At 63.0% G+C, this 15,085-nt stretch carries 14 protein-coding genes; 3 read left to right on the top strand and 11 right to left on the bottom strand.

The features are described 5' to 3' along the window. Window positions 1–48 precede the first annotated feature (48 nt). On the top strand, window positions 49–441 hold the full coding sequence (gene apaG, locus L981_RS24380; protein WP_043622371.1) for a Co2+/Mg2+ efflux protein ApaG: 393 nt from the start codon (window positions 49–51) through the stop codon (window positions 439–441). Between the two features lie 70 nt (window positions 442–511). On the opposite strand, the gene L981_RS24375 is transcribed toward apaG, so the two are convergent. The 3 genes from L981_RS24375 to L981_RS24365 all read right to left on the bottom strand — a co-directional run bounded on the left by L981_RS24375 (window position 512) and on the right by L981_RS24365 (window position 4,024). Further along, a complete protein-coding gene (locus L981_RS24375; protein WP_043622368.1) occupies window positions 512–1,501 on the bottom strand; it encodes an Hsp33 family molecular chaperone in 990 nt (329 codons plus the stop codon). A 301-nt stretch (window positions 1,502–1,802) separates the two neighbouring features. Continuing rightward, the gene (gene argF / locus L981_RS24370; RefSeq protein ID WP_043622364.1) at window positions 1,803–2,720 is read right to left on the bottom strand and encodes an ornithine carbamoyltransferase; all 918 of its coding nucleotides are present in this window, start codon (window positions 2,718–2,720) and stop codon (window positions 1,803–1,805) included. A gap of 104 nt (window positions 2,721–2,824) precedes the next feature. Next, window positions 2,825–4,024 carry an aspartate aminotransferase family protein gene (locus L981_RS24365; RefSeq protein WP_043622361.1) on the bottom strand — a complete coding sequence of 400 codons (1,200 nt, stop codon included), beginning with the start codon at window positions 4,022–4,024 and terminating at the stop codon, window positions 2,825–2,827. A gap of 422 nt (window positions 4,025–4,446) precedes the next feature. On the opposite strand from L981_RS24365, the gene L981_RS24360 reads away from it, so the two are divergent. Beyond that, window positions 4,447–4,968, top strand: coding sequence for a GcrA family cell cycle regulator (locus tag L981_RS24360; protein ID WP_043622357.1), 522 nt, complete (start codon window positions 4,447–4,449; stop codon window positions 4,966–4,968). A gap of 67 nt (window positions 4,969–5,035) precedes the next feature. Here the strand turns inward: L981_RS24360 and phoB are convergent, their stop codons facing one another. The 7 genes from phoB to phoR all read right to left on the bottom strand — a co-directional run bounded on the left by phoB (window position 5,036) and on the right by phoR (window position 12,908). Then, window positions 5,036–5,719: a phosphate regulon transcriptional regulator PhoB gene (gene phoB / locus L981_RS24355; protein WP_034797168.1), complete on the bottom strand. Its 684-nt coding sequence runs from the start codon at window positions 5,717–5,719 to the stop codon at window positions 5,036–5,038. A gap of 202 nt (window positions 5,720–5,921) precedes the next feature. After that, window positions 5,922–6,635, bottom strand: coding sequence for a phosphate signaling complex protein PhoU (gene phoU / locus L981_RS24350; RefSeq protein WP_089043230.1), 714 nt, complete (start codon window positions 6,633–6,635; stop codon window positions 5,922–5,924). A 50-nt stretch (window positions 6,636–6,685) separates the two neighbouring features. Next, window positions 6,686–7,501, bottom strand: a complete 816-nt coding sequence (gene pstB / locus L981_RS24345) for a phosphate ABC transporter ATP-binding protein PstB (RefSeq protein WP_034797173.1) — start codon at window positions 7,499–7,501, stop codon at window positions 6,686–6,688. A gap of 13 nt (window positions 7,502–7,514) precedes the next feature. Then, entirely contained in the window at window positions 7,515–8,837 is a 1,323-nt protein-coding gene (gene pstA, locus L981_RS24340) for a phosphate ABC transporter permease PstA (RefSeq protein ID WP_043622353.1), read from the bottom strand. Further along, window positions 8,834–10,318 carry a phosphate ABC transporter permease subunit PstC gene (gene pstC / locus L981_RS24335; protein WP_043622350.1) on the bottom strand — a complete coding sequence of 495 codons (1,485 nt, stop codon included), beginning with the start codon at window positions 10,316–10,318 and terminating at the stop codon, window positions 8,834–8,836. The genes pstA and pstC overlap by 4 nt, the downstream gene beginning before the upstream one ends. A gap of 94 nt (window positions 10,319–10,412) precedes the next feature. Next, entirely contained in the window at window positions 10,413–11,447 is a 1,035-nt protein-coding gene (locus L981_RS24330; RefSeq protein WP_043622347.1) for a substrate-binding domain-containing protein, read from the bottom strand. Between the two features lie 195 nt (window positions 11,448–11,642). After that, the gene (gene phoR / locus L981_RS24325; RefSeq protein ID WP_043622440.1) at window positions 11,643–12,908 is read right to left on the bottom strand and encodes a phosphate regulon sensor histidine kinase PhoR; all 1,266 of its coding nucleotides are present in this window, start codon (window positions 12,906–12,908) and stop codon (window positions 11,643–11,645) included. 232 nt (window positions 12,909–13,140) lie between these two features. Here phoR and ppk2 point away from each other — a divergent pair, with 232 nt between their 5' ends. Further along, a complete protein-coding gene (ppk2, locus tag L981_RS24320) occupies window positions 13,141–14,037 on the top strand; it encodes a polyphosphate kinase 2 (RefSeq protein WP_043622436.1) in 897 nt (298 codons plus the stop codon). 84 nt (window positions 14,038–14,121) lie between these two features. On the opposite strand, the gene L981_RS35235 is transcribed toward ppk2, so the two are convergent. Beyond that, a partial coding sequence (locus L981_RS35235; RefSeq protein WP_052201997.1) for a hypothetical protein occupies window positions 14,122–15,085 on the bottom strand: 964 nt, incomplete at its 5' end.

Here is a 15,085-nt window from a genome sequence, read left to right as displayed (position 1 = left end):
CCATCTTGCTGTAGAATACCCTGAAAGACCTGAAGCAAGGTGATGCCCATGTATCGCGCTTTGACCCGCGACATAGAAGTTACGGTGGAGCCGTACTATCTCGAAGAACAGTCGGATCCCGATGACGGCCGTTATGTCTGGGGCTATCGCATCGTCATCTCAAACCACTCGGACGCGACCGTGCGGTTGATGACGCGCTACTGGCACATTACCGATGAGAATGGGCAAGTCGACGAGGTCAGCGGTCCGGGCGTCATCGGCGAGCAGCCGCTGCTCAATCCCGGCGATACCTATGAGTATTCGTCCGGATGCCCGCTGGATACGCCCTCGGGCGTGATGTTCGGTCACTACAGCATGGAATCGGAAGGCGGAGAGACGTTCAACGTGGCCATCCCCGCCTTCTCGCTCGATTCACCCGGGCTCGTGCGCACCCTGAACTGAAGCCAATCCGGAACAGCCTGTCCTTCACTGACGTCGCTCTAACTCGCGGCCAGTCGACCGGAGGCGCCCGCTACTGCGGGCGCACCTCGCTAGCTTCGAAGCGATAGGTCGTCGAGCAGAACTCGCAGGTAACCTTGACTTCGCCATCGTCGATGGTGCTTTCGAGGTCGTCCGTGCTCAGGTTCGACAACACCGACTGAAGCTTTTCGCGCGAGCAGCTGCAACGGTCATAGACCGCCTGCGGTTCATAGACGCGGACGCCGCGCTCGTGGAACAGGCGATAGAGCAGCCGCTCGGTTCCGACCATCGGATCGGTCAACTCGTCCATGTCGATCGTTTCGACCATCACCTTGGCTTCAGCCCAGAGATCGTCGTCCTCGAACGCGCTTTCGCCGTCATCGCCGTCGCCGCCCGAGAGGTCGGGCTGGCGCATGCGCTCCGGTGCTTCGGGCAGGAACTGCGCGACCATGCCGCCGGCGCGCCAGCGATGCCGCGGCTTGCCGTTTTCGTCGCGATCGAGAAGCTCGGCCACGCCCAGGCGCACCTTGGTCGGGATCTGCTCCGACTGACGGAAATAGACGCCGGCGATTTCTTCCAGCGTCGCTCCGTCGAGCGCAACGATACCCTGGTAACGCTGGGTATGGGCGCCCTGGTCGATGGTGAAGGCGAGCACGCCCTTTCCGAGCAACTCGTGCGAAAGGGTCCGGCCGTCCTTTTCGGCAGCCGCAAGTGCTTCCTGATCGTAGCGGGCATAGGCGCGCACGCGATCCGGCGTCGAGAAATCGGCGACCACCAGATCGACGGGGCCATCGCCCTGGGTCTGGACGATCAGCTTGCCTTCAAACTTCAGCGAGGTCCCGAGCAACACAGTGAGCACGACGGTTTCAGCAACCAGGCGCGCAACCGGAAGCGGATAGTTGTGGCGCTCGAGGATTGCGTCCAGCATCGGGCCGAGCTGCACGGCGCGGCCGCGCACGTCGAGGCCTTCCACCTGGAAAGGCACGACGTGATCGTCACCGGCAAAGTCGAACTCACCAAGCCCTGGCGTCATGTCGGTCATGTCTTGCTCCTTGCCTTCAGCCACCAAGCTGCACCAGAGATATTGCTATCCCCGCGCAACGTGCTCGCTGTCTCAGTTGATCCCGCGATAAACGGATTGTCCACCAGGTATGTGCCGCCGCCATAGCAACGCACCACCTCGACGGTTGCGCGCTCACTACTTTCAGGAGCGCCCGTATGCCGCCTAAATCGTGTCGCACGTGGACAATGTCAAGTGCGGTGCACACGCCCCTATACGGCGCACGCTCGGCGGAGCGCACTGAAGCCTCTTCGCCGCCGTCGCGCGCGACCGGGCAGCCGGCTCAGACGAGCCCCATGCACCAGGCAATGACCGACTTCTGTGCGTGCAGCCGGTTTTCCGCCTCGTCGAAGACCACGGACTGCGGGCCGTCGATCACATCGTCGGTCACCTCTTCGCCGCGGTGCGCCGGCAGGCAGTGCATGAACAGCGCATCGGAGGCCGCACGCTTCATCAGCGCCTCGTTGACCTGGTAGGGCTGGAAGACGTTGTGGCCGCGGGCGCGATGTTCCTGGTTCATCGAAATCCACGTGTCGGTCACGACGCAATTGGCGTCGGCGACGGCCTGCTCGGCATCATGACACAAGAGGACCTCGCCGCCATTGTTGCGCGCCCAATTCAGGAACTTGTCCTGCGGCTCGGAGCCGAGCGGCACGGCCATGTTCATGCGATAGCCGAAACGGGCGGAACCTTCGATCAGCGAATGCAGAACGTTGTTGCCGTCGCCGGTCCAGGCAATCGTCTTGCCCTTCACCGGGCCGCGATGCTCCTCGAAGGTGAGAATATCGGCCATGATCTGGCACGGGTGGGTATCGTCGGTCAGGCCGTTGATGACGGGGACCGTCGCATGTTCGGCCAGCTCCAGAAGACGGCGGTGGTCGGTGGTGCGGATCATGATGGCGTCGACGTAACGCGACAGGACCTTGGCCGTGTCGCCAATCGTCTCGGCGCGGCCGAGCTGCATTTCGGTGCCCGACAGAAACAGGGTTTCGCCGCCGAGCTGGCGCATGCCGACATCGAAGGAAACGCGGGTGCGGGTGGAGGGCTTTTCGAAGATCATCGCCAGCATCTTGCCGGCGAGCGGCTTCTCGGCGGTTCCGGCCTTGGTCGCCGCCTTTCGGACGCGCGCATCGTCGATGATCGTCCGGAGGTCGGCGGCCGTCATGGCCGAAAGATCGAGAAAATGTCTGGTGCCTGCCATCGTACTCGGTTCCTGTCTGAAAAATCGATCCCCGGTGCGGCACGCCATATACGTGCTCGCACGAAGGTCATTCTAGCGCCATAGTCGGCCTTGGGTCGCTACCTTCAGGCCGCGGCGTTGCCGCTTGCCTTGCGAACCGCCTCGGCGGCGCGTTCGATACGTGCCAGGCCCTCGCGGGCCTCCTCGGCCGTGATCGTCAGCGGCGGCAGCAAACGCAGTACGTTTTCGCCGGCCGGCACAGCCAGAAGCTTCTCCGCGCGAATTTCCTTCAGCAGATCGGCCGAAGGGCCCTTCACCTTGATGCCCAGCATCAGACCGTCGCCTCGGATCTCCTCGATGACATCAGGGAAACGGTCCTTGAGCGACGCAAGACCCTGGCGGAAGACCAGCGCGACATCGCGCACATGCGTGAGGAACCCGTCGGCCAGAACGACGTCGAGCACGGCATTGCCGACGGCCATGGCCAGCGGATTGCCGCCATAGGTGGAGCCGTGCGTGCCCGCCACCATGCCAGATGCGGCTTCCTCGGTCGCCAGGCACGCGCCGAACGGGAAGCCCCCGCCGATGCCCTTGGCGACCGCCATGATATCCGGGCGGATGTCGGCCCATTCATAGGCAAACAGCTTGCCGGTACGGCCGACGCCGGTCTGAACCTCGTCCAGGATCAGGAGCAGGCCGAACTCGTCGCAAAGCGCGCGCAGTTCCTGCATGAACTCCTTGGTCGCCGGGCGGATACCGCCCTCGCCCTGGATCGGCTCGATCAGGATCGCTGCGGTTTCCTCGGTGATCGCATTCTTGACGGCAGCGATGTCGCCGAACGGGACCTGGTAGAAGCCCGGCGCTTTCGGACCGAAACCTTCGATGTATTTCTGCTGACCGCCGGCGGCGATCGTCGCGATCGTGCGGCCGTGGAAAGCCCCCTCGAAGGTGATGACGTGGAATTTCTCCGGGTGACCCTTGGAGAAGTGGTAACGCCGTGCCGTCTTGATGGCGCATTCCAGCGCCTCTGCGCCGGAATTGGTGAAGAACACCTTGTCGGCAAAGGTGACTGCGGTCAGCCGGCGACCGAGGCTTTCCTGGCCCGCAATCTCATAGAGGTTGGACAGGTGCCAAACCTTGTCGGCCTGCGCCTTCAGCGCTTCGACGAGGTGGGGATGCGCGTGGCCAAGCGAATTCACGGCAACACCGGCGCCGAAATCGAGATAACGCGTCCCGTCTTCAGCGATCAGCCAGGCGCCCTCTCCTCGCTCGAAACGCAACGGCGCGCGCATGTAGGTATCGTAAAGCGGCGTTGTTGCAGTCATGCGAGGCTCTCCTTCACTCCAGATCGACATCGATCCCGCGCCTCACGCGGGCCGATAAAAATCAAAAATGCCGCCTTTCGGCGGCGCAGGCACTATTCCCATTTCGCGCTGCAATGTCAACAAAACCAAGCCTTGCAGCGCAACATGAAGGGTCGATTCCTGGCAGCAGAAAAATCGTCCGGGAGGGCTTGCCAAAATTGCAACGCCGGCCGAGCAAGTTGGGGAAAACTACGAAATCGATTCGGCCTGATTCCCGGGACTCTTGCCACAGAGTCCAGCGGTCAGTACGTTAACATTCAATTACTAGACGCATGCGGCGGACCTAGTCACCAAAAGAGTTATCGCGTTTGCAACCCCGGGGTTCAGCCGGGGTGCGGTGAGGGATTCTGCCATCCCCAACGCTGAGAACGGAGAGTGCAGAAATGAACTGGACTGACGAGCGGGTGGAGAAACTGAAGAAGCTTTGGTCCGAGGGCCTGAGCGCGAGCCAGATCGCGGCACAGCTCGGCGGCGTCAGCCGTAACGCTGTCATCGGCAAGGTTCACCGCCTGAGCCTGCCAGGTCGCGCCAAGGCCGGCGGTAGCACCACGACGGCGGCCCGTCCGAAGCGCCCGACCTCGGCACCGCGTGCGCCGAACTACGCTTCGCGCGTTTCGGCCCGCCCGGTTGCACGCACGGCCGGCGCTGTCGTTCTCAAGGAAGAAATCGAAGTCGATCTCGTTGCCGAGCAGGATTTCAGCACCCGGACCGACGTTGTCGTGCCGATGTCGCGCCGCCTCGAGCTGACCCAGCTCACCGAGCGCACCTGCAAGTGGCCGATCGGCGACCCGCTGAAGGAAGAGTTTCACTTCTGCGGCAACGATTCCCCGGAATCGTCGCCTTACTGCACCTTCCATGCGCGGCTGGCCTACCAGCCGTCGGGCGAGCGCCGCAGGGCCCGCTAAGAAGCCGGACAGCATCAATAAAAAAGGGGCCGATCGGCCCCTTTTTTGTTGGAGATTTCCGGATCTGTCAGCTTTCGAGCGAATAGCCAGCGCCGCGAACGGTGCGGATGACGTCGGGCATGTTCGAGAAATTCAGAGCCTTGCGCAGGCGACCGACATGCACGTCGACGGTGCGTTCGTCGACATAGATGTCATGGCCCCAGACGCCATCCAGAAGCTGCGAGCGCGAGAAGACGCGGCCCGGCGAGGACATCAAGAACTCCAGAAGACGAAACTCGGTCGGGCCGAGGCGCACTTCGCGGCTGCGGCGGTGAACGCGATGGGTCTCGCGGTCGAGTTCGATGTCGCCGCAGCGAAGCAGCGTCGACAGGACCTCGGGCTTTGCCCGGCGCAGCATCGCCTTGACGCGCGCCATCAGCTCCGGCGTGGAGAATGGCTTGACCACATAGTCGTCGGCGCCGGTCGCCAACCCCCGGACGCGCTCGCTTTCCTCGCCGCGCGCCGTCAGCATGATGATCGGCAGGCGCTCCGTCTCCGGGCGCTGGCGCAGCCGGCGGCAAAGCTCGATGCCGGAAACACCGGGCAGCATCCAGTCGAGGATGAGCAGGTCGGGCAGCCGCTCCTGAAGCCGGATCTCCGCCTCGTCGCCCCTCAGGATCGTGTCGACGTCGAAGCCCTCGGCTTCCAGATTGTAACGCAGCAGAACGCTCAGCGCCTCTTCGTCTTCGACTACGGCGATTTTTGGCAACATCAGGTAACGTCTCCTTACCGCGGGCGACCCTTGGGCTCATCGGCCCGGCCGGCGCTCAGACACTCTAAATCTGGAGCACGTCCGCCAATTTCAAAGGCGGGGCGAAAACCGCGTGCTTCAGATACAGGAATTCGGGGCCGCGACCGAAGCCGCGACCGGATCAGATTTCAAAGGGCATGCATGCTTACGGCGCGCTCGGCGCTCAGTCGTTGACCGAGCCCAGCGTCGACGTGGTGTCATCCTTCGGGCGCTCGCCTTCCGGCTGGGCACCCGTCGCCATGTAATAGATCGTCTCGGCGATGTTGGTCGCGTGGTCGCCGATGCGCTCGATGTTCTTGGCGCAGAACAGAAGATGCGTGCAGGGCGTGATGTTGCGCGGATCTTCCATCATGTAGGTCAGCAGTTCGCGGAACAGCGAGGTGTAGATCGCATCGATCTCCTCGTCGCGCTCGCGGATGCTGTTGGCCTTCTCCGGCGAGCGCGAGGCGTACACGTCGAGCACTTCCTTGAGCTGGACGAGAGCCAGCTCTGCCAGGTGCTCCAGGCCGCGGGCGAGCTTGCGCGGAATGCCGGATCCGGCGACCGCGATCACGCGCTTGGCGGTGTTCTTGCCGAGATCGCCGACGCGCTCCAGATCGGAGGCGATGCGGATCGACCCCATGATCTCGCGCAGGTCGGCGGCGACCGGCTGGCGCTTGGCGATGGTGACGATCGCCTTCTCGCCGATCTGGCGCTCGGCGTCGTCGAGAACGGTGTCGTCCGAGATCACCTTCTGCGCGAGAGCGAGGTCGGAATTGACCAGCGCGCGAACGGATTCAGCGACCATCTGCTCGGCGAGACCGCCCATCTCCGAGATGCGGCGCGTCAGGTACTTCAGTTCTTCGTCATAGGCGGACATGATATGCATGGACATGATCGTCGATCCTTACGGGCGCTTTGCAGTTACTGTTGCAGCCTTATGCGGCCTCAGCCGAAGCGGCCCATGATGTAATCCTGGGTGCGCTGGTCATCCGGATTGGTGAACATCTTGTCGGTGTCGTTCTCCTCGACGAGATTGCCGAGGTGGAACATTGCGGTGCGCTGCGAAACGCGGGCGGCCTGCTGCATCGAATGGGTCACGATGACAATCGTGAAGTTCGTGCGCAGTTCGTGGATGAGTTCCTCGACCTTGGCGGTCGCAATCGGGTCGAGCGCCGAACAGGGCTCGTCCATCAGGATCACTTCCGGGCTGACGGCGACGGCACGGGCGATGCAGAGGCGCTGCTGCTGACCACCGGAAAGGCCAGTGCCCGGCTCCTGCAGACGATCCTTTACCTCGTTCCACAGACCGGCCTTCTGCAGGCTGGTCTCGACCACCTCGTCAAAGTCGGCCTTGGTGCGGGCAAGTCCGTGGATGCGCGGACCGTAGGCGACGTTGTCGTAGATCGACTTCGGGAACGGGTTCGGCTTCTGGAAGACCATGCCGACGCGGGCGCGCAGTTCGACGACGTCGATCGTCGGGTCGTAGATGTCGTCCTCGTCGAGCGTGATCTTGCCGGTGACGCGGCAGTTCTCGATCGTGTCGTTCATGCGGTTCAGCGTGCGCAGGAAGGTCGACTTGCCGCAACCCGAAGGACCGATCAGCGCCGTGACGGTGTTCTCGCGGATGTTGAGGTTGACGTCGAAAAGCGCGCGCTTCTCGCCGTAATAGACCGACACATCCTTGCCGATCATCTTGTAGGGCACGGTGTTCATTTTCTGATCCAGGGCCTTCTCGACTGCTGCTTCTGACATGATGTTCATAGTAATTACCTCACTACCAGCGGCGCTCAAAGCGACGTCGCAACAGAATGGCTCCAAGGTTCATGACGACCAGGAAGATGAGAAGAATGATGATTGCGCCAGAGGTGCGCTCGACGAAGGCGCGTTCCGCCTCGTTGGCCCACATGTAGATCTGCACCGGCAGCGCCGTCGACGGTTCCATCGGCGAACCGGGAAAATCGACGACGAAGGCAACCATGCCGATCAGGAGCAGCGGCGCGGTTTCGCCGAGCGCATGGGCAAGACCGATGATGGTGCCGGTCAGGATGCCGGGCATCGCCAGCGGCAGCACGTGGTGGAAGATGGTCTGCATCTTCGACGCGCCGAGCCCGAGGGCCGCCGAGCGGATCGACGGCGGGACGGCCTTCAATGCCGCACGGGTGGCGATGATGATCGTCGGAAGCGTCATCAGCGTCAGCACGAAGCCGCCGACGACGGCTGCCGAACGCGGCATGCCGGCGAAGTTGATGAAGACGGCAAGGCCCAAGAGACCGTAGACGATCGACGGAACGGCCGCCAGGTTGTTGATGTTGACCTCGATCAGGTCGGTCAGCCGGTTCTTCGGCGCAAACTCCTCAAGGTAGATCGAGGCGGCGACGCCGATCGGAAGCGACAGCACCAGCACGATCAGCATCATGTAGAGCGAGCCGAGGGCAGCGACGCCGACGCCTGCCGCTTCAGGGCGGCTGGAGGCACCGAAGGTGAAGATGCCGGTGTTGAAGCTCTTCTTCAGGATGCCGGCGCTTGCCAGTTCGTTCATCCAGGTGACCTGCTGGTCCTTGACCTTGCGCTTGCCCTCATCGACCGAGAGATCGATCTGGCCCTTGAAGGCGGAGTCGATGTTGGCTTCGGCCAGCAGCGTGACGGGAACCGTCTTGCCGATGATCGACGGGTCGGCGACGACCATGTCGCGCAGCAGCGTGCGGGAGCTGGCGGAAACCATGTCGGTCGCCTGCTTGACCTGCGGCCGCTTGGTGGCGTCGATGCCGAGCTGCTTGACGAGCGCATCGCGCACCAGCAGCGGATAGTTGGCGGTCATCAGCACCTTGCCGTCGGTCGCGCGTTCGCCCTTGGGGTCGACGACCTTTTCGGTGAACTCGATCGGCAGCGTGATCGTCGTCTGCTGGAATGCGGTGTAGCCGTTGGAAAAGACGGTCCACAGCAGCAAAGCCAGGAAGAAGAGACCGGTGCTGATCGCGGCCATGCCGTAGAAGCGGAAACGGCGTTCGGCAGCATAGCGACGCTTGATGCCGATATCGCGCTTGGCGGATGCGGGACGGGCGGAGATCCGGACGGTCGGGGAAGCGATGTCGGTCATTCGTACTGTTCCCGGTATTTGCGCACGATGTAGAGCGCGTAAATGTTGAGGCCGAGCGTGATAACGAAGAGCGTGATGCCCAGCGCGAAGGCCACCAGCGTCTGCGGCGAGGTGAACTCAAGGTCACCGGTCAGCTGGTTGACGATCTTCACCGTCACCGTCGTCATCGGCTCGAAAGGATTGATCTGCATGCGGGCCGCGACACCGGCTGCCAGCACCACGATCATGGTCTCGCCGACGGCGCGCGAGGCGGTCAGCAGCAGCGCGCCGACGATGCCGGGAAGAGCGGCGGGAAGGATCACCTTCTTGACCGTTTCCGAGCGGGTGGCGCCAAGGCCGAGCGAGCCGTCACGCAGGGCCCGCGGCACCTGGGTGATGATGTCGTCCGACAGCGACGACACGAACGGGATCAGCATGATGCCCATGACGATGCCGGCCGTCAGCACGCTCTGTGCCTGGATGAAGTTCTGGTAGTTGCCGGTCATGAGACCGTTCATCTGCGCCGAGATATCGCGCAGGAACGGACCAACCGTCACCAGCGCAAAGAAACCGTAGACGATGGTCGGAATGCCGGCGAGCACTTCGAGCAGCGGCTTTGCGGTGGAGCGCAGGCGCGGGCTTGCATATTCCGCCATGTAGATCGCCGCAAAGAGGCCGATCGGCACGGCGAAGAGCATGGCGACGAAGGCGATATAGAGCGTACCGGCGAGGAGCGGGATCAGGCCGAACTGGCCCGAAGCGCCGCCGCTGCCGGCAGCCGCAAAGCGCGGATCCCAGACCGTGCCGAAGAAGAACTCGAACGGCGAGACCATGGTGAAGAAGCGGCCGGCTTCCGAAAGCATCGAGGCGACGATGCCGACCGTCGTCAGGATGGCGATGGAGGATGCGACGATCAGCGAGCCGAGAATGACGCGCTCGACCTGGTTGCGGGCGCGGAAGCGGGTCGCGACATTGCGGATGGCGTAGACGCCGCCGGCGATCGCGATCAGCAGAACGGCGGCTGTCATCAGCCAGCGGTTGGTCGCGGTCATCGCATTGAAGTGCTTGGCGACGGTGACCATGTAGGGGTCGCCTTCACCGGCAAGGGCAACGCCCTTGGAGGCGAGCGTCGCGCGCAGATTGGCAGAGCCACTCTCGAGCGCTGCGAGTTCTTCGCCGCTCAGACGCAGAAGACCACCGGCAACGGACTTGACCTGACCGAGCGCGAGCTGCACGGCGGCAGGGCCCTGGCTCTGGACGGTATCCGGCAGGGCCGCGCGCGTGCTTCCGTCGATGTAAACGGGAGCGGCGAACAGCCAAGTGCCGAGAACGAGTGCGGCCGGAAGCATCGCCCAGATGGCGACGTAGCTACCGTGATAGCCCGGCAGAGAATGAAGGTTGGAGAGCTTGCCGCCGGACTGCGCCAGCGAACGGGCGCGGCCTGCAAAATAAGCAATGAAACCAATAACAATAATGAGCAAAAGAAGGAGCGAAGTACTCATCCGCACGTCTCCCCGGCATCGCCCGTCATGGGTGCCGGCAAATCGAATGAAGGCATGCCCCGGCGCGAAGACATCGCGCCGGGGCTTGTCGTTATCAGAGCATGTTGCCGGCAGAGAAAGCCTTGCGGATTTCTTCGCGCTCAGCGTCCGGAGCGGCAACCAGGCCGTATTCGGCGAGCGGGCTTTCCGGGCCGATCATCTGATCGTCGAGGAAGAACTCAACATATTCCTTGAGGCCCGGGATAACGCCGAGATGTGCCTTCTTGACGTAGAAGTACAGCGGGCGGGAAACCGGATACTCGCCGGAAGCGATCGTTTCGGTCGACGGTACGATGCCGTTGACGGTCGCGACCTTCAGCTTGTCGGCGTTGTTTTCGTAGAAGGACAGGCCGAACACGCCGATGCCGTTCTTGTTGGCAGCAATGCGAGCGAGCGTTTCGGTGTAGTCGCCGTCGATGTCGACAGCCAGGCCGTCCTTGCGGACTGCGACGCACTTGCTGTGCTGCTGCTTTTCATCGGCAACGGCAGCCTTGATCACGTCAACGGCGCCAGCGTCCTTGCAGCCTGCAGCGAGGATCTTTTCTTCGAAGACTTCGCGGGTGCCGTGCTTTTCACCCGGGATGTAAGCGGCGATTTCGACGGCCGGCAGAGCGGCGTTGACTTCGGACCACTTCTTGTAGGGGTTGGCGACGACCTTGCCGTCGACGACGACTTCAGCAGCAAGCGCCTTGTAGAGGTCTTCCGGCTTCAGGGCGAGGTCGGCATTGCCGGCGTCGGTCGCAAAGACGATGCCGTCATAACCGATCTTCACTTCCTGGATTTCGGTGACGCCAGCGGCCTTGCAGGCCTCGACTTCGCTGTCCTTGATCTTGCGCGAGGAGTTGGCGATGTCGATGGTGTCCGGGCCGACGCCCTTGCAGAATTCCTTCAGGCCAGCGGAGGAGCCGCCGGATTCGACGACCGGGGTCTTGAAGTCGGGGAAGGTCTCGCCGAACGTCTCGGCGACGATCTTGGCGTAGGGAAGAACGGTCGAGGAGCCAGCGACCTGAACCTGATCGCGAGCGGCGGCTGCGCCGGCAAATGCGGCCGAAGCTACCAGCGCCGCGACAGTGAGTTTAAGAGCTTTCATAAAAGTTCTCCCGGAATGGGCTTGTGTTGGTGTGCGCCAAGCGTTGCAGCGCTCTTCGCCGTCTTATCGGCTGCCCCTAACTAGCTGCCGATGGCCACACCTTTTATGTCAGTTTGACGAAACATTTATGACAGCTCATGTCATTGAAAATGCTAATGAAAAATAAACGGTCCCGGGTTTTCCCGCGCCAATATGTCAGAAGCGGACCGTAAAAGTCGTACCTTTACCGACCTCGGAATGGATGAGGAGGCGGGCGCGGTGGCGCGTAAGAATGTGCTTGGCAATGGCAAGGCCAAGGCCGGTGCCCTTCTTCGAGCGGCTGGCTTCGACATTGACCCGGTAAAACCGCTCGGTGATGCGCGGCACATGTTCGGCCGGAATGCCCGGGCCATAGTCCTTGACGACGACTTCAGCCTCGCCGCCCTCGCCGCCGCGCAAGGTGACGTCCACCTTCTTGCCTTCCTGGCCGTACTTGCAGGCATTCTCGATCAGGTTCTCGAAGACCTCGATGAGCTCGTCGCGTTCGCCGCGGACGACCACGGGCTTGTCCGGCACGACGAGCGAGACCGTGACATCCAGATCCTTCGCCAGCGGCAGCAGGCTGTCGCGGACATGCCCGAGCAGCGGCGCCAGGTCGACCGGATCATCGGGCGCGATGTGCGAGCGCAGCTCCAGCCGCGACAGCGACAGCAGATCGTCGACGAGCCGGCTCATGCGCGTCGCCTGCTCGTGCATGATGCCGAAGAACTTTTCCTGCGCCTTCAGATCGTTGCGAGCCGGCCCCTGGAGGGTTTCGATGAAGCCGCGCAAGGATGCCAGCGGCGTGCGCAGCTCGTGGCTGGCATTGGCGACGAAGTCAGAGCGCATGCGGTCGATGCGGCGCGCCTGGGAGATATCGCGATAGGTCAGCAGGAAGATCCGCTTGACCGGCCCGTCGCCCGGAATCTCAGCCGGAGCGACGCGCACGACATAGACGGCGTCGGACGGCAACTGTTCGTTATGCTCGATCTGGTTCGCCTTGCCGGTCGCCATCGTCTCGCGGACCATGTCGAGGATGCCGGGCGAGCGCACCCGAGCGGCGAGATAGGTGTTTGGCGGGATGGTCCCGAAGGCCTTCTCGGCGGCGATGTTCTGGAAGACCACCGTCTCGTCGGCGGCAATCACCAGAACCGGCATGTCGAGTGCGTTCAATGCCGGCACGAGGGGATCGCTCGCCGGGCCGGCAGCAACCACCGCCTTGGCCGGACTCAGGATCACCGAGGCCGGCGCGCTACGGTTGAGCAAGGCGGCGACGAGAACGATCCAGAAGGGCAGGACAATGAGGAAATGAATGCCCGCGACGGTCGCAAGGATCGCCAGCAGCACGGTCAGTCCCAGCAGCCAGCGCTCTGCTTTCAATCGCGGAACCAGGTTCCGCCAGAACGCTTTCGAACCGTCCACCTCGACATCCTCGTGAATCACTTTCTTTTCCTCCCGGACCAAAATGGTCGAGGAATAGCGATCCTTCATGACATGATTTTCACGACCGGCTTGAATCCGCAACGCAATTATGGCCTCCTCCAACGAAATCGGGTCGCGAGCGCCTTCTTCATCAGACGGCAGGCGCGGGCCCGAAAGTTTGAAAACGCGCATGATCCTTCCGATGATCGAGGCCGGTTTTCGGGCCCGTGCGCCAAGCCGAAAGGGCGAACCGATGGCGTCGACGGAAACAACGGACAAGGCCGAGAACCGCGCAGTGGAACTCGAAATCGACGGCAAGAGCCGCGTTTTCGACATCGACAATCCCGAGTTGCCGAAGTGGATCGACGACGCGTCCTTTTCCTCCGACGACTATCCCTACAAGAAGAAGCTCGACGAGGACGAGTACACCGAGACGCTGGAAGCGCTTCAGGTGGAGCTGGTCAAGGTCCAGCTCTGGCAGCAGAAGACCGGCAAGCGCATGATGGCGCTGTTCGAGGGCCGGGACGCCGCCGGCAAGGGCGGTGCGATCCATGCGACCATGGACAACCTCAACCCCCGCTGGGCGCGCGTCGTCGCGCTGACCAAGCCGACCGAAACCGAGCACGGCCAATGGTATTTCCAGCGTTATGTCGCGACGATGCCGACGGCTGGCGAATTCGTGCTGTTCGACCGCTCCTGGTACAACCGCGCCGGCGTCGAACCGGTCATGGGCTTCTGCACGCCCGAAGAGCACAAACAGTTCCTGAAGCAGGTTCCCCGCTTCGAAAAGATGATCGTGCACGAGGGCATCCAGTTCTTCAAATTCTGGATCAATATCGGCCGCGAGATGCAGCTCAAGCGCTTCCACGATCGCCGCCACGACCCGTTGAAGATCTGGAAGCTGTCGCCGATGGACATCGCGGCGCTCAACAAATGGGACGATTACACCGCCAAGCGCGACGAGATGCTGAAGGCGACCCACACGGATCATGCGCCCTGGACGGTGGTGCGCGGTAACGACAAGCGGCGGGCCCGGCTCAACCTGATCCGCCACATCCTGCATTCGCTCGATTACGACGGCAAGGACAAGGGTGCGATCGGCGAGATCGACGACAAGATCGTGGGATCCGGCCACGGCTTCCTGAAATAGACGCTGGCCCCCTCAGAGCCGGCAAAGCTGAGCGGCCGGCAGGTTTTCCTGCCGCCCTGTCTCGAAAAGCCTTGGCGACCGGTCTTATTGCCCCGGCAGGACGCGGATGGCGTAGAGGTTGAGGCTGTTGCCCTCGCCGGTGATATCGCTGTTGATCACGATCTGGCCGGGCGAACTCGGCGCCAGACTGCGGTCGAAGGTGACCTTGAACAGCATGTCGATCCGCTCGTCATGCACGGTGAAGCGGTAACGGCCGCATTCGCCGAGCGAGGAGAAATTGCACTCGACGGCAAACTCCGTGGTCTTGCCGGGCTCCGCCTGCACGGTCAGCGCCAGGGTCGACGTCTTGCCGGAGAGTTCGGCGAGAACGGCGGCCGGGATCTCGATGGTGATGTCCCCAGCCGCGTCGGCGACTTGCGAGGTCAACAAGACACGCCGCCCGCCTTCGTCGTCCACAGGCTCGACCTTTGCCTGCGCCCCGGGCGCGATCGCGCCGGTTTCCGTCGGCTTGAAGACCTCCACCCAATCACCGGTGAATCCCTGCTGGGCACCCAGCGTCTGCAATCCGGCGGCGCCATCGAAGTTTTCGGAGGCAACCGATGCCGGAGGATTGGCGACATTGGTGTCGCGCTCGGCGGCGGATTTCAGGAGATCATTTGTCTGCACCCACCAGGCGGCGGCCCCGACTGCGGCTGCAAGCGTGAGGACCACCATGGTGAAAGACAAAAAGCGGCTGCGCTTGCGCCGGCGCTTGCGCGTATCTCCGCGGACCGTCGGCGCAAGGCCCGCCGCTTCGCCAGCATCCGCCGTGCTCTCGGCCGCTGCGCGCGTCGACACCACTGGACCGTCACGATCGGCGCGCAGACCGCCGAGACCACCGAGACCGCCGTCGCTCGCCGCCTGACGCGGCGCGTCAGCGGCAAAGCCGGGCTCCCGACGACCCGTTGCCGGGGCCTGTGGCTGGTTCTGCGGCGGTGTCTGGGTCTGGGGTTGAGGTTGGGCCTGCGCCGGGGGCTGCGACCGGACTTGCGGCTCGACCCGCGGCTGT

It is taken from the genome of Ensifer sp. ZNC0028 (assembly GCF_000799055.1).
In the GTDB taxonomy this organism is placed as follows: Bacteria; Pseudomonadota; Alphaproteobacteria; order Rhizobiales; family Rhizobiaceae; genus Ensifer.
This window is presented reverse-complemented; position numbering and strand designations above follow the sequence as displayed.

What these genes read in the sequence shown, in the direction of transcription:
- pstC (WP_043622350.1), bottom strand. Translation starts at nt 10,318, where the DNA reads ATGAGTACTTCGCTCCTTCTTTTGCTCATTATTGTTATTGGTTTCATT.
- L981_RS24360 (WP_043622357.1), top strand. Translation starts at nt 4,447, where the DNA reads ATGAACTGGACTGACGAGCGGGTGGAGAAACTGAAGAAGCTTTGGTCC.
- phoB (WP_034797168.1), bottom strand. Translation starts at nt 5,719, where the DNA reads ATGTTGCCAAAAATCGCCGTAGTCGAAGACGAAGAGGCGCTGAGCGTT.
- L981_RS24375 (WP_043622368.1), bottom strand. Translation starts at nt 1,501, where the DNA reads ATGACCGACATGACGCCAGGGCTTGGTGAGTTCGACTTTGCCGGTGAC.
- pstB (WP_034797173.1), bottom strand. Translation starts at nt 7,501, where the DNA reads ATGAACATCATGTCAGAAGCAGCAGTCGAGAAGGCCCTGGATCAGAAA.
- pstA (WP_043622353.1), bottom strand. Translation starts at nt 8,837, where the DNA reads ATGACCGACATCGCTTCCCCGACCGTCCGGATCTCCGCCCGTCCCGCA.
- argF (WP_043622364.1), bottom strand. Translation starts at nt 2,720, where the DNA reads ATGGCAGGCACCAGACATTTTCTCGATCTTTCGGCCATGACGGCCGCC.
- L981_RS24330 (WP_043622347.1), bottom strand. Translation starts at nt 11,447, where the DNA reads ATGAAAGCTCTTAAACTCACTGTCGCGGCGCTGGTAGCTTCGGCCGCA.
- ppk2 (WP_043622436.1), top strand. Translation starts at nt 13,141, where the DNA reads ATGGCGTCGACGGAAACAACGGACAAGGCCGAGAACCGCGCAGTGGAA.
- L981_RS24365 (WP_043622361.1), bottom strand. Translation starts at nt 4,024, where the DNA reads ATGACTGCAACAACGCCGCTTTACGATACCTACATGCGCGCGCCGTTG.
- apaG (WP_043622371.1), top strand. Translation starts at nt 49, where the DNA reads ATGTATCGCGCTTTGACCCGCGACATAGAAGTTACGGTGGAGCCGTAC.